Below are 14,205 nucleotides of genomic sequence, written 5' to 3' on the forward strand. Positions count from 1 at the left end.
ACGAGTTAAAGTTGGTCTTTATGACAAATTGGGTGGTACCGCGAAGTTTAACCTTTCGTCCCTTTATGGATGAAAGGTTTTTTTGTATTTAAATATATCAGCAAAGGAGAATTTCACTATGGAAAACACATTAGTAAAAAGTCTGTATAGAGATACAGATAAATACGCAGGTCAAACAGTACAAGTATCAGGGTGGATTCGTAACTTACGTGATTCAAAAGCATTTGGTTTCATCGAATTAAACGACGGTAGCTTCTTCAAAAGCGTTCAAATCGTTTTCGATACAGAGTTAGAAAACTTCAAAGAAATTGCAAAACTTCCACTTAGCTCTTCAGTTAAAGTAGAAGGTAAGGTAATTGCAACACCTGGAGCGAAGCAACCATTTGAAATTAAAGCAGAAAAAATTGATATCGAGGGCTTATCAGATTCTGATTACCCACTTCAAAAGAAACGTCACACGTTTGAATACTTACGTACAATCGCTCACTTACGTCCAAGAACGAATGCATTCTCTGCAACGTTCCGTGTACGTTCTGTTGCAGCATTTGCGATTCACCAGTTCTTCCAAGAGCGTGGATTCGTACATGTTCACACACCAATCATCACTGGTAGTGATACAGAAGGTGCAGGCGAAATGTTCCGCGTAACAACGCAAGATTTAAATAACGTACCAAAAGGCGAAGACGGACAAGTTGATGAATCAAAAGACTTCTTCGGCAAAGAAACAAACTTAACAGTAAGTGGACAGCTGAACGCTGAAGCTTATGCATTAGCATTCCGTGACGTATACACATTCGGACCTACATTCCGTGCAGAAAACTCAAACACAACTCGCCACGCTGCTGAGTTCTGGATGGTTGAGCCTGAGATTGCATTCGCTGAATTAGGCGATGTAATGGATCTTACAGAAGATATGCTGAAATATGCAATGAAATACGTACTAGAGCATGCACCAGAAGAAATGGAATTCTTCAACAGCTTCGTTGATAAAACAGTTCTAGAGCGCATGAACAACGTAATCAACTCGGACTTCGGTCGTATCACATATACAGAAGCAATTAAAGTGCTTCAAGAGTCAGGTGCTGACTTCAAATACCCAGTAGAATGGGGTATTGACTTACAAACAGAGCACGAAAGATACTTATCAGAAGAAATCTTCAAACGTCCTGTATTCGTAACAGACTATCCAAAAGACATTAAAGCGTTCTATATGCGTATGAATGAAGATGGAAAAACAGTAGCTGCTACTGACCTTCTAGTTCCTGGCATCGGCGAATTAATCGGCGGAAGTCAACGTGAAGAAAGAATGGACGTTTTAGTAGATAGAATTAAAGAACTAGGCATGAACGAAGAGGACTACTGGTGGTACTTAGAACTTAGAAAATACGGCGGTACAAAACACGCTGGGTTCGGTCTAGGTTTCGAGCGCTTCCTAATGTACATCACAGGCATGGCTAACATCCGTGACGTAATTCCATTCCCAAGAACTCCAGGTTCTTCTGAATTCTAAAATATGAAAAAAGCGAGAGGATTTCCTCTCGCTTTTTTGTTTGCATAGTTTATTACCCGATAGCAAAAAGTAACGCGAAGGGGTGAATATAAATGAGTAAAAAGGTGAAAAAAGATCATTCAAGGTCAAGCCTTGGTTCTCCAGAAGTAGAAGGACAAGGAACGACGACACATGAAACAGGGTCTCATAAAGTATCTTCATCAAATAAGAAGCAGAAACGAAGCTAACATAAAAAAAGAGAGTCTTGGCGGCTCTCTTTTTTTATGCATTACATCTTATTATCATTAATCTCTTTTGTAATGTTATCTACATCTTTATCTAATCGATCTAAATAGAAAAACCATAGTAAGCTCATGAGCACGTAGTAGATGGCCATCACACCAAGATTATCAGATATATTTTCGAATGTGGATTTAGTAGTGAAAAAAACTCCCCAAATGGTAGAAATAGTGAGGAAAGAAAGTGGGCCCACGAGGTGTACGAAAACATATAATAATTTTTTAACCTTTAAAGCGTTCATATGAATTCCCTCCCTATGTGAACAATCTTTTTCTTCTAATCATACATTCAAGTTCCTCACAGAAGTGTTGTAGTTTTGCTGGATTATGTATTAACAAGCGGGCATCGTGTTTCCCGATAAATCTTCGAATCCAAAAGTTTAATAAGAAAGATCGGCCATAACGCTCTATTAAATCGTTGAACGCTCGTTGTTCACTTAGTAGCTGAATGTTTTCTCTAATTTCAAACTGTCTTTCGTGTGGATCGCCTAGTAAAATATTTAGAATCATTTGTAGAAGTAGCAATGGGAATCTCCTCCTATGTTAGAATAATCTGTATATTTTAATTGTAACAAAAATATAAGGTTAATAGTAGAGTGAAACAAAAAACAGGAGTTTGTAGGCTCCTGTTTTTGTCGATACTATTTTAGTAAGCGAAATGCCTTCTCCCTATTAGCGAAATGCATTTTCACAAACTCAGGTAATCGTTCTTTACCAAGCTTTTGAATTAATTTAGCAGCGGCGATATCAACTTGTTTACCAGCACCTTTTGGAAGTGGCATACCAGCTTTTTTGCTTAGCTCTTCAAACTGTTTTACGAATGAGTAACGAGCTAAAATAGAAGCAGCGGCTACTGCTAAATGAACGCTTTCACCTTTCGTTGCGAAGTAAACATTTTCACGCTGTATCTGTTTTTGTTTTGCTAAATATTTGTAGTATGTATCAGGTTGTGTGAATTGATCGATTAAGACGCCTTCAGGTTTTGTAGGTGCGATCTTTGCTAATAAGTTTGTAATAGCTTTATTATGTAGTAAAGCTTTTAACTTACCTTGGTTGTTTCCTTTATCAAATAGCTCATTATATTTTTCGTTATGAAGGACAAGAGAGCTGTAAGGAACAACGTGTAGAAGTTGTTTCGCAATGGCAGAAATTTGATCGTCATTTAAGTTTTTAGAGTCTTTTACACCAAGTTCTTTTAAAAGTGGGATTTGCTTAGCGTCCACATATACAGCAACTACTGTCATCGGTCCAAAGAAATCACCAGTACCAACTTCATCTGACCCTACGATAGACATTGTACCGATGGAAGCAGGCGGTGCATAACGGTGTGAATCGACAGATTTTTTTACAGTTGTTTTCGGTGTTTGAGAGACAGTTTGCCAACGAGAAGCCTCTGCTTCAGCACGTCCACCTTGGAACATTACTTTTCCAGATTTATAAGCTGTAATTGTGCAAGATGGAACCTTTGCCATGAAGATCCCGCCTTGTGGAATTTTCGGGCTAAGCGATTGTTTATATTGTTGTTTCATGTCTTCAATTACTGTAGAACTTGTTTGTATTACGATAGAATTTGACAAGATGGTCGCTCCTTTTTTTATATTGTTATTTTTATCATATCGGATTGTTCTTTCTGTTTCCATAATATGATGGTTCATGGTATGATAAACTTTAGGATTCTGTACGTGATTGGAGGCCGGTGAGTTGTCACAACAAAAGGGAAAGAAAAGTCGAATTAATGTAGAAATCTATGGTCAACAATATTCAGTTGTTGGCGATGAAAGTACAAGTCATATCCGCATGGTAGCAGCGATTGTGGATGATAAAATGCGCGAACTCAATGCCAAGAATCCTTCGCTTGACACGAGTAGATTAGCGGTATTGACGGCGGTAAACGTCATACACGATTACATAAAATTAAAAGAAGAACATGAGAAATTGAAAGAAAGTATGACAAAAAAAGGAATGGAATAACATGATTGATATTATTATCATTTTACTGCTTGTTATGGGATTTTTCCTCGGCTTACGCAGAGGGTTTATCTTGCAACTTGTAAAGTTAACAAGCTTTATTATCGCATACCTTGTTGCATACTGGTACTGTAAAGATTTAGCGCCAGCACTTGCGAAATTTATTCCGTATCCATTTGATAAAAACGTATCTGTTCCAGAATGGATTGATGCAAATAATATTGAGACAGTATTTTATCAAGCGCTTGCGTTTATCATATTGTTTATTATTACAAAAATTGCACTTTCATTACTTGGTAATTTGTTAAATATGTTTGCAGAAATACCGGTTTTAAAGCAAGTCAATGCGTTTGCGGGGGCAATCCTCGGATTTTTAGAAGTATATATTATTTTGTTTGTTTTAATTATCGTTGGAAACATCCTTCCGATTGAGCAAATACAAACACCATTACAAAAATCATCAATTAGCAAAATAATTGTAGACGATACACCGATTCTCTCTGAAAAGGTGAAGGAACTATGGCAGACAGGTAGCAGAGTATAACTTCTCTTTTTTCGGAAAGAGGAGTTTTTTTCTATGAAAGAAAGGCGGGGTAATGATGAAAGTAAATAAAAAACAAGTTATTAAATTATTAGAGACAATCGGCCTGTTTATGGAACTAAAGGGCGCGAATCCATTTAAAATATCTGCATTTCGTAAAGCGGCAGCAGCACTAGAAAGTGATGATCGTAGTCTTTCTGAGATTGAAGATTTTACTAAGATTCCGGGCATTGGAAAAGGAACAGCAGCAGTTATTCAAGAATATATAGAATCGGGAACATCTGAAGTATTACAAGAGCTTGAACAAGAAGTGCCAAGTAGCTTATTGCCGTTATTAAAATTGCCAGGCCTTGGTGGTAAAAAGGTAGCTAAGTTATATAAAGAACTTGGTGTTGTTGATATGGAATCGCTAAAAGCGGTTTGTGAGGAAAATAAAGTACAAGCTTTAGCAGGTTTCGGTAAGAAGACAGAAGAGAAAATATTAGAAGCAATCGATCAAGTAGGATCTCGTCCAGAGCGTTTACCAATCGCAATGGTATTGCCTATTGCCGGGGAAATAGAGGGGAAATTGTCGAATATTGCTGAAGTAATTCGTTTCTCTCGCGCTGGTAGTTTGCGCCGCGTTCGTGAAACGGTGAAAGATTTAGACTTTATCATTGCAACGACAGAACCAGCGGCAGTACGTGAGCATTTACTGCAATTTGATAATATGATTGAGGTAATCGCAAGTGGAGATACGAAAGTTTCTGTGCGTCTTCAATATGAATATGATATTTCAATTGATTTCCGTTTAGTAAAACCTGAAGAATTTATTACAACTCTTCACCATTTCACAGGATCAAAAGACCATAACGTAAAAATGCGCCAAATTGCAAAAGATAGAGGCGAGAAAATTAGTGAGTACGGTGTAGAAAACTTAGAAACAGGCGAAGTGAAGACATTTGAAACAGAAGAGGAATTCTTTGCTCATTTCGGTCTTCCATTTATCCCGCCAGAAGTGCGTGAAGATGGAAAAGAAATTGAATTAATTAAAGAGTATCCAAACTTAATTCAGTTCTCTGATATACAAGGTGATTTACATATGCATACAACGTGGAGTGACGGTGCTTTTTCAATTGAGGAAATGGTACAGGCATGTCGTGCTCGTGGTTATAAATTTATGGCAATTACCGACCACTCTCAATACTTAAAAGTAGCGAACGGTTTAACGAAAGAGCGTCTTCGTGAACAAGCGAAAGAAATTGAACGCATGAACGAAAAGTATCCTGACATTACAATTTTACGCGGAATTGAAATGGATATTTTACCGGATGCAACACTTGATTTTGATGATGAAGTATTAGCAGAATTAGATTATGTTATTGGAGCGATTCACTCTAGCTTCTCGCAAGACCGTGAAACGATTATGAAACGTCTTCGCACTGCGCTAGAGAATAAGCATGTCACAATGATTGCGCATCCGACAGGACGTCTTCTTGGACGACGCGCAGGCTATGATGTGGATACAGATTTATTAATCGAACTCGCAAAAGAAACAAATACAGTTTTAGAATTAAATGCGAATCCAAACCGTCTAGATTTAAGCGCGAAATTATTAAAACAAGCACAAGATGCTGGTGTAAAAGTAGCGATTAATACGGATGCTCATACGCTTGAAATGTTAGAGGATATGGAAACAGGTGTAGCAGCAGCACGTAAAGGTTGGATTCAAAAAGATAACGTGATTAACACGTGGGATATTGAACGTTTATTAGACTATATTAAACGTAATAAGTAACACAAGGGGGACCTGCAACATGTTAGAAAGAACGTTGCGTGTATTAGAATACAATAAAGTAAAAGAACAATTACTTGAACATACAGCTTCTTCACTTGGCCGTGACAAAGTGAAGCATTTAGTGCCGAGCACTGATTTTGAAGAAATCGTAGAAATGCAAGATACTACGGATGAAGCAGCGAAAGTCATTCGTTTGAAAGGTAATGCACCATTAGGTGGTATTACGGATATTCGCTCAAATGTGAAGCGTGCAAAGATTGGAAGTATGTTAAGCCCAAATGAACTACTTGATATTGCCAATACGATGTATGGTAGTCGCAATATGAAACGTTTCATTGAAGATATGGTTGATAATGGTGTCGAGCTGCCAATTTTAGAAACTCATGTCGCCCAAATTGTATCTTTATATGATTTAGAAAAGAAAATTACAAATTGCATCGGTGATGGCGGTGAAGTAGTCGATAGCGCAAGTGATAAACTACGTGGTATTCGTACTCAAATTCGTACTGCGGAAAGCCGTATTCGTGAAAAGTTAGAAAACATGACGCGTTCTTCCAATGCGCAAAAGATGCTGTCTGACGCGATTGTAACGATTCGTAACGAACGTTACGTAATCCCAGTAAAACAAGAATACCGCGGCGTATATGGCGGTATTGTTCACGATCAATCAGCTTCTGGGCAAACGTTATTTATTGAACCACAAGTCATTGTAGAGTTAAATAACGCGCTTCAAGAAGCACGAGTGAAAGAAAAACAAGAAATCGAACGCATCTTATTGATGTTAACAGAAGAAGTGGCAGTAGAAGCGGATATCGTTTTATCTAACGTAGAAGTAGTTGCGAATCTTGATTTCATCTTTGCGAAAGCTTTTTATGCGAAGCGAATTAAAGCGACAAAGCCGATCGTAAATAACGAGCGTTATATGGATTTAAGACAAGCTCGTCATCCGCTAATCGATCCAGAAATTATTGTGCCAAATAACATTATGTTAGGTAAAGATTTCACGACAATTGTTATTACGGGACCGAATACAGGTGGTAAAACAGTTACGCTGAAAACAGTCGGTATTTGTGTGTTAATGGCGCAATCTGGCCTTCACATTCCAGTAATGGATGAGTCAGAGATTTGTGTATTTAAAAATATCTTTGCTGATATTGGTGATGAGCAATCGATTGAACAAAGTTTAAGTACGTTCTCCTCACATATGGTGAACATTGTTGATATTTTAGAAAAAGCTGATTTTGAAAGCTTAGTTTTATTCGATGAATTAGGTGCTGGAACAGACCCGCAAGAAGGTGCTGCACTAGCAATTTCGATTTTAGATGAAGTATGTAATCGCGGTGCTCGCGTTGTTGCTACGACGCATTACCCAGAATTAAAAGCATACGGATATAACCGTGAGCAAGTTATTAATGCGAGCGTTGAGTTTGATGTAAATACATTAAGTCCAACGTATAAATTATTAATCGGTGTACCAGGACGTAGTAATGCCTTTGAAATTTCGAAACGCCTTGGATTATCTGATCGCGTGATTGATCAAGCTCGTAACCACATTAGTACAGATACAAACAAAATTGAAAATATGATTGCGAAGTTAGAAGAAAGTCAAAAGAACGCAGAGCGTGACTGGAACGAAGCAGAAGCGCTTCGCAAGCAATCTGAAAAACTGCATCGCGAATTACAGCGTCAAATTATTGAATTTAATGATGAGCGCGATGAAAAATTATTAAAAGTGCAAAAAGAAGGGGAAGAAAAAGTCGAAGCTGCAAAGAAAGAAGCAGAAGGCATTATTCAAGAACTTCGCCAATTGCGTAAAGCACAGCTTGCAAATGTGAAAGATCACGAGCTAATTGAAGCGAAGAGTCGTCTAGAAGGTGCGGCGCCGGAGCTTGTGAAGAAACAAAAAGTAAACGTGAAAAACACTGCACCGAAACAACAACTACGCGCAGGTGATGAAGTAAAAGTATTAACATTCGGTCAAAAAGGTCAATTACTTGAAAAAGTAAGCGATACAGAGTGGAGCGTACAAATCGGTATTCTGAAGATGAAAGTAAAAGAGTCTAACATGGAATACATTAACACACCGAAACAAACAGAGAAAAAAGCAGTTGCAACAGTAAAAGGTAGAGACTATCACGTTTCATTAGAACTTGACCTTCGTGGTGAACGATTTGAAAATGCAATGGCGCGCGTCGAGAAATATTTAGACGATGCCCAGCTTGCAAGCTATCCTCGCGTATCAATCATTCACGGTAAAGGAACAGGAGCACTTCGCCAAGGTGTACAAGATTACTTGAAGAAGCATCGCGGTGTGAAGAACTACCGTTACGGTGACATGGGCGAGGGAGGCTTAGGCGTAACAGTTGTCGAATTAAAATAGAAAACAACGAAACAAAGGGGAAACCATTATATGTTTATGGACAAACTTGCAAAAGTATTGTTAGCTTGTTGTGGAATATTTTTGGTGATTGGGGTAATTTATTTAGTTGTTTTTGCGAAGTGAACGAGCGTCAATCGTGGCATACTGATATTGCCATAGATTGACGCTTTTAATATATACGAAAAGGAATAAGCTATGAAAATCAACCAATACATAAGTGAAGCAAAATCCTGCTCAAGACGTGAAACAGACCGCACCATTAAAGCAGGACGCGTGGCTATTAACGGTGAAATATGTACGCATGGTGCACTTGTTAATGATGGTGATGTTGTAACGATTGATGGACAGGTTATTGCAAAAGAAGAGAAAGAAAAGGTGTATATTGCCTTTCATAAACCAGTTGGTATTACTTGTACAGCAGCCGATCATATTGAAGATAATATTATTGATTATATCAATTATCCAGAGCGAATTTTTCCTGTTGGACGATTAGATAAAGCATCGGAAGGACTTATTTTATTAACGAATGATGGTGGGATTGCGAATCAAATTTTACACGGAGATCACGAGCATGAGAAAGAATATGTTGTCACTGTCGATAAGCCGTTTACAGATTGGTTTATTGATGAGATGTCCAGAGGTGTAAAGATTAAAGATGGAATGACGAAGCCATGTAAAGTGAAGAGAGTGGATCAGTCTACATTTCGCATCGTTTTAACGCAAGGAATGAACAGACAAATTCGTAGAATGAGCCGTGCTTTCGGGTTTACTGTAACAAAGTTAAAGCGAGTTCGTATTATGAATATAGAGCTAAATGGACTGGAATCTGGAAAGTGGCGGGATATTACAGCGGAAGAATTAGAAATATTAATAGGACAGTTATAGGGAGGAAAAATTTTCTCCCTATATTTTTTTGTCAGAAAAAATAAAACTATTGATTTTTTAAAAAATAGCCCATATAATAAAAAACAACAAGTTTCGACAAGATATTTTATAAAAGTAATGATGAGGACATGAGTTGTTTTTGACGATTCTCAGAGAGGGAAGCCTAGGCTGTGAGCTTCCTAATACGGAAAGACAAACTTACCACCTCTAAACTTCAAGAGTGAACTGCATGATGCATTGTAATTCTTGGCGGATAAAACCGTTATCAATTTACACGAGCTATAAAATGAGCTTATTTTGTTATAAATTCATTTTATTAGAATAAGGGTGGAACCACGATTTCAACACTCGTCCCTTTGTTAGGGACGGGTGTTTTTTGCGTTCTTTTACGGGGAAGTATGCTTGAAAGAGGACATATGACGGATTTTGATTCAGAATATTTTGTTAATAAATCATTTAGGAGGTTAGTAGAAATGAAATCATCTTTAAAGTTTTCTGAGATGTTTGCAATAAGTTTAATGTTATTTGCACTATTTTTCGGTGCAGGTAATATGATTTTTCCACCAGCGTTAGGGCAAGGTGCTGGAACAGACGTATGGATCGCATTGTTTGGTTTTATCGTAACAGGTGTTGGGTTGCCTTTATTAGGAGTTATCGTTATCGCTCTAAAGGGAGATATTAATGAGCTAGCAGGGCGTGTGCACCCTATATTCGCATTAGTTTTTATTACTGCAATTTATTTATGTTTAGGCGTATTCGTAAGTGTTCCACGTACAGGAACTGTTGCTTATGAAATGAGTGTTGCACCGTTTTTACCAAGTGAGATAGCTGGTCAATCGTATCCACTTGTTATCTTTACATTCATTTTCTTTGCCGTAACTTTCTATTTAGCTTTAAACCCATCGAAATTAGTGGGCCGCATCGGTAAAGTATTAACTCCGATTTTGTTAGCTGTTATTGCAATTATTGTAGTGAAAGCACTTATTACACCAATTGGAGAATTTGGTGCACCGACAGAAGCATATAGTGCTCCGCTCTTTAAAGGTTTTATTGATGGATATTTAACTTTAGATGGACTTGCAGCACTTGTTTTCGGAAATGTTGTTATTCATGCGTTAAAAGCAAAAGGTGTTACTAATAAGAACAGCATTGCAAAAGTAACAATCTTTGCAGGGTTTATTGCAGCGCTCGGATTACTTCTTGTTTATTTAGCACTTGCTTATCTGGGAGCTTCTAGTGTGTCTCTTGGAATGGGAGCAAACGGAGGAATTATTTTAACAAACGTTGTAAATCATTTATTTGGTAGTTACGGAACTCTATTACTAGGAATCGCAATTACAGCAGCATGTTTAACAACTTCTGTAGGTATTGTTGCAGCTTGTGGGGAATATTTTTCTTCCTTATTACCAAAGCTTTCTTATCAAAAAGTCGTTTTCATTTTTTGTGTATTAGCATTTATGGTAGCGAATCTTGGGTTAACTCAGTTAAATGCATTAGCATTACCGATTTTAATTGCAATTTACCCAATTGGTATCGTGCTGATTGTATTATCACTTGTTGAAAACTATATCCGTCTTCCTTTAGTAATGTATGTAGGTGGTATTGTAGGAGCATTCATGATCAGCTTCTTTGATGGATTGCACAATGCAAATCTTCAAATTGCGGCATTAGCACCTATTTTAAATAAAGTTCCGTTATATAGTGTAGGGATTGGTTGGTTAGTTCCTGCTCTAGTAGGTATTGTAATTGGATATATCATTTCTTTGTTTCAAAAGCAAGAAGTTGCTGTAGAAAAATAGTGAAAAGAGGCTTTCTATGAAAGAAAGCCTCTTTTTTTGTAGGAAAAATTGCATATAGGGAAATTTAGATATTAAAAATTTTATACGTAATATAGTTGACAAAAAAATTAGCATTAGGCTAAGATTGACTTAGTTGTGGAAATATTGGAAGGAAAGTGAGGAGTGAAAGGTATAAGGTTTTCTATAACGATATCATTTTGTAGATAGAGGTGATAGAGTACGAGAATGGTGAGTGTTATTTTTTTTGGGATTCATTGAGAATGATAATCAACAAAAGGGATAGGGACTTATGTGAAAATATGAATCGCTCTTTATAAGGAATAGAGAGGGATATTATTTTTAACATGTAGTGAGAATGATAATCAATAATATCTATATTACATAAATAAATTACAATTAAATAGTGATAGAGGATTATTATTTTTTTTCTTATAAATTGAGAATAATTATCATTTTCAAAAATTATGGATGAAGGATAAACGAGGAGGAAGTAAGCCAAATGAGAAAGATTTCTGTATTACCCGCTTTTATTATAACGTTCGTATGTATGCTAGCTTTTCTTGTCATGCCATATGGGAAAGTTTCAGCGCAACTAGCTGACGGTACGTATGATATTAACTATGTCATTCAAAAAGCGGAAAATGATTCAGCTTCAATGGCAAATGATTATTTTGAAAAACCAGCTAAGTTAGTTGTAAAAAATGGTGAAATGAGAGTACAAATTCCGATGAATCATAGTGCTTGGATTACAGAATTTAAAGCACCTGAGAATGGGAATTTTGTTGATGCAAAAGTTGTTAGTAAAGATGAATCAGCAGATAAAAGAACTGTAGAGTTTAAAATAGACGACTTATCTAAACCAGCAGCTGCAAAAATTCATGTTGTTGTACCAAACGTAAATTATGACCATAACTACACAATTCGCTTTGCATTTGATGCAAATGTAAAAGCGGTAGGTGGAGAAAATAAAGCAACTACTGTAACAAAGAATAATGATCAAACAAAAACAGATACGAAAGTAAAAGAAGAAGTGAAGAAAGAAGAGAGTAAAGAAGAGAGTAAAGAAGCAAATAAAGAGGCGAGTAAGGGAACAAATGAAAGTGGTAAAGCTGAAAAAACAGATAACCCAAAAACAGGCGATGAAGCACGCATCGGATTATTTGCAGCGTTAATTCTTATTTCAGGTGTTTTCTTAATTCGTAAAGTACGTCAAAACTAAATAAAGGAGCGTTATTCCATTGAATAGATATCTTAAAATTGTTGTTGCGATGTGTTTAATGATATTTACATTCGTATCAACATTACAACCTCTTGCAGTTCAAGCAGCAAGTCAACTAGCTGACGGTGAATATTCAATTGGTTTCAAAGTTCTTAAGGACACATCAGATGAAGAATCCATGATGAATCAATACTCTGTAAGTCCAGGAACCTTAAAAGTGAAGGATGGGAAGAAGAAGGTATCCTTTACGTTAGAACATAGTTCATGGATTACAAAGTTTGAAACAGAAAAAAATGGCCAGTTTGTTGCGACAAATGTAATTAGTGAAGATAAAGAAAAAGATACAAGAGTAGTAGAATTTGAAGTGGACGATGTAGAGAAAGTATTAAATGCGAAAGTAAAAGTAGACATAGACTTCTTAAATTATCATCATGACTATGATGTGCGTATTGCATTTGATCAAAATAGTATTACACCGATTCATGTAGAAAAACCAAATGAAAAAGAGGATCCAGCAAATAAGCCAGATCCAAATGAAAAACCGGATCCAAGTCAGAAGCCCGACCAAAAGCCTGACCCAGATCAACAACCAAATTCTAACACAATTAAAGATGGAGAGTACAGTATTCCATTTAAAGTGTTAAAAAATCAAACAGATGAAGAATCTAAGATGAATACTTACATGGTAAATCCAGGAGTATTAAAAGTAGAAAACGGTAAGAAAAAAGCAATTGTAACACTAACAAGTAGTTCATTAATTAAAAATTTCCAAACGGAAAAAGATGGCGCATTTGCTGATGCAAAAGTAGTGAGTGAAGATAAAGAAAAAGATACAAGAATAGTAGAATTTGAAGTAGATGATTTATCTAAGAAGTTAAATACAAAAGTATTTATCGAAATGGCATCAAGAAACTATAAGCAAACACATGAGGTACAACTTCAATTTAATCAAGATAAACTTGAGCCAATTAAAAATGAAGAGAAACAACCGGAAGTAGAAAAACCGGAAGTTGAAACAATTAAAGATGGAGAGTATAGCATTCCATTTAAAGTGTTAAAAGATAAGACAGATGAAGAATCTAGAATGAAAGACAAGCTAATAAGTCCAGCATTATTAAAAGTAGAAAACGGTAAGAAAAAGGCGACTGTAACATTAACAGATAACGCATCAATTAAAAATTTCCAAACAGAAAAAGATGGTTCATTTGTTGATGCGAAAGTAGTAAGTGAAAATAAAGAGAAAAATACAAGAGTAGTAGAATTTGAAGTAGACAGTTTATCTAAAAAGTTGAATGCAAAAGTATTTATTGAAGTGGCATCACAAAATTATAAACAAACGCATGAATTACAACTTCAATTTAATCAAGATAAACTTGAGCTAATTAAGAACGAAGAAAAGCAACCAGATGGTGATAAAAAGCCAGAAGTAGAGAAGCCGAATGTTGAAACAATTAAAGACGGCGAATACAGCATTAATTTTAAAGCGTTAAAAGATCAATCAGAAGAAATTTCAATGATGAACACGTATACGAAGAGTCCAGGTGTGTTAAAGGTGAAAGATGGTAAAAAATATGTATCATTCACATTAACGAATAGTGCATGGATTACAAAGTTTGAATTTGAGAAAAATGGTTCGTTCGTTAATGCAAGTGTATTAAGTGAAGATAAAAAAGCTGATACACGCGTAGTGGAAGTAGAAGTAGACGATTTATCTAAAAAGTTAAATGCAAAAGTAAAAGTAGATATCGATTCAATGAATTATCATCATTTCTACGACATTCAATTTGCATTTGATAAAGGTAGCATTAAACCGTTAGAAAACGAAAACCAAGGTGGAAACAATAACGA

At 36.3% G+C, this 14,205-nt stretch carries 13 protein-coding genes and 2 other annotated features (1 of these 15 running past the window's edge); of the genes, 10 read left to right on the top strand and 3 right to left on the bottom strand.

The genetic code is table 11. The features are described from left to right. Nucleotides 1-66, top strand: a binding site (T-box leader); it begins 186 nt to the left of the window's first position. Nucleotides 67-118: 52 nt separating this feature from the next. After that, nucleotides 119-1,510, top strand: a complete 1,392-nt coding sequence (asnS, locus tag FS742_RS10725) for an asparagine--tRNA ligase (RefSeq protein ID WP_000432171.1) — start codon at nucleotides 119-121, stop codon at nucleotides 1,508-1,510. Between the two features lie 92 nt (nucleotides 1,511-1,602). Further along, nucleotides 1,603-1,737: a YuzL family protein gene (locus FS742_RS10730; RefSeq protein ID WP_000039594.1), complete on the top strand. Its 135-nt coding sequence runs from the start codon at nucleotides 1,603-1,605 to the stop codon at nucleotides 1,735-1,737. Between the two features lie 41 nt (nucleotides 1,738-1,778). On the opposite strand, the gene FS742_RS10735 is transcribed toward FS742_RS10730, so the two are convergent. The 3 genes from FS742_RS10735 to rnhC form a co-directional block, all read right to left on the bottom strand. Further along, nucleotides 1,779-2,030, bottom strand: a complete 252-nt coding sequence (locus FS742_RS10735) for a hypothetical protein (protein ID WP_000992800.1) — start codon at nucleotides 2,028-2,030, stop codon at nucleotides 1,779-1,781. Nucleotides 2,031-2,043: 13 nt separating this feature from the next. Next, nucleotides 2,044-2,313, bottom strand: coding sequence for a hypothetical protein (locus FS742_RS10740; RefSeq protein ID WP_144612297.1), 270 nt, complete (start codon nucleotides 2,311-2,313; stop codon nucleotides 2,044-2,046). A 116-nt stretch (nucleotides 2,314-2,429) separates the two neighbouring features. Further along, nucleotides 2,430-3,365 carry a ribonuclease HIII gene (rnhC, locus tag FS742_RS10745; RefSeq protein ID WP_144612298.1) on the bottom strand — a complete coding sequence of 312 codons (936 nt, stop codon included), beginning with the start codon at nucleotides 3,363-3,365 and terminating at the stop codon, nucleotides 2,430-2,432. A gap of 124 nt (nucleotides 3,366-3,489) precedes the next feature. Between rnhC and zapA the strand changes: the two genes are divergently transcribed. From zapA to FS742_RS10785, 8 genes are all read left to right on the top strand, one after another. Continuing rightward, nucleotides 3,490-3,759 carry a cell division protein ZapA gene (zapA, locus tag FS742_RS10750; RefSeq protein WP_000082701.1) on the top strand — a complete coding sequence of 90 codons (270 nt, stop codon included), beginning with the start codon at nucleotides 3,490-3,492 and terminating at the stop codon, nucleotides 3,757-3,759. A 1-nt stretch (nucleotide 3,760) separates the two neighbouring features. After that, on the top strand, nucleotides 3,761-4,300 hold the full coding sequence (locus tag FS742_RS10755) for a CvpA family protein (protein ID WP_000565411.1): 540 nt from the start codon (nucleotides 3,761-3,763) through the stop codon (nucleotides 4,298-4,300). 55 nt (nucleotides 4,301-4,355) lie between these two features. Continuing rightward, the gene (gene polX / locus FS742_RS10760; protein WP_144612299.1) at nucleotides 4,356-6,074 is read left to right on the top strand and encodes a DNA polymerase/3'-5' exonuclease PolX; all 1,719 of its coding nucleotides are present in this window, start codon (nucleotides 4,356-4,358) and stop codon (nucleotides 6,072-6,074) included. 19 nt (nucleotides 6,075-6,093) lie between these two features. Further along, nucleotides 6,094-8,454, top strand: a complete 2,361-nt coding sequence (locus FS742_RS10765) for an endonuclease MutS2 (protein ID WP_144612300.1) — start codon at nucleotides 6,094-6,096, stop codon at nucleotides 8,452-8,454. A gap of 195 nt (nucleotides 8,455-8,649) precedes the next feature. Continuing rightward, nucleotides 8,650-9,339 carry a 23S rRNA pseudouridine(2604) synthase RluF gene (locus FS742_RS10770; RefSeq protein ID WP_144612301.1) on the top strand — a complete coding sequence of 230 codons (690 nt, stop codon included), beginning with the start codon at nucleotides 8,650-8,652 and terminating at the stop codon, nucleotides 9,337-9,339. A gap of 108 nt (nucleotides 9,340-9,447) precedes the next feature. After that, nucleotides 9,448-9,698 (top strand) — a binding site (T-box leader). A gap of 114 nt (nucleotides 9,699-9,812) precedes the next feature. Beyond that, nucleotides 9,813-11,138 (top strand): branched-chain amino acid transport system II carrier protein BrnQ6, encoded by a 1,326-nt coding sequence (brnQ6, locus tag FS742_RS10775; RefSeq protein ID WP_144612302.1) that lies wholly within the window; start codon nucleotides 9,813-9,815, stop codon nucleotides 11,136-11,138. A 499-nt stretch (nucleotides 11,139-11,637) separates the two neighbouring features. Further along, a complete protein-coding gene (gene isdC / locus FS742_RS10780) occupies nucleotides 11,638-12,357 on the top strand; it encodes a heme uptake protein IsdC (RefSeq protein ID WP_144612303.1) in 720 nt (239 codons plus the stop codon). 19 nt (nucleotides 12,358-12,376) lie between these two features. After that, nucleotides 12,377-14,205: NEAT domain-containing protein (locus FS742_RS10785; protein ID WP_395940394.1), on the top strand; the 1,829-nt coding region annotated here is incomplete at its 3' end.

The organism is Bacillus cereus, assembly GCF_007678085.1.
Taxonomy (GTDB): Bacteria; Bacillota; Bacilli; order Bacillales; family Bacillaceae_G; genus Bacillus_A; species Bacillus_A cereus_BE.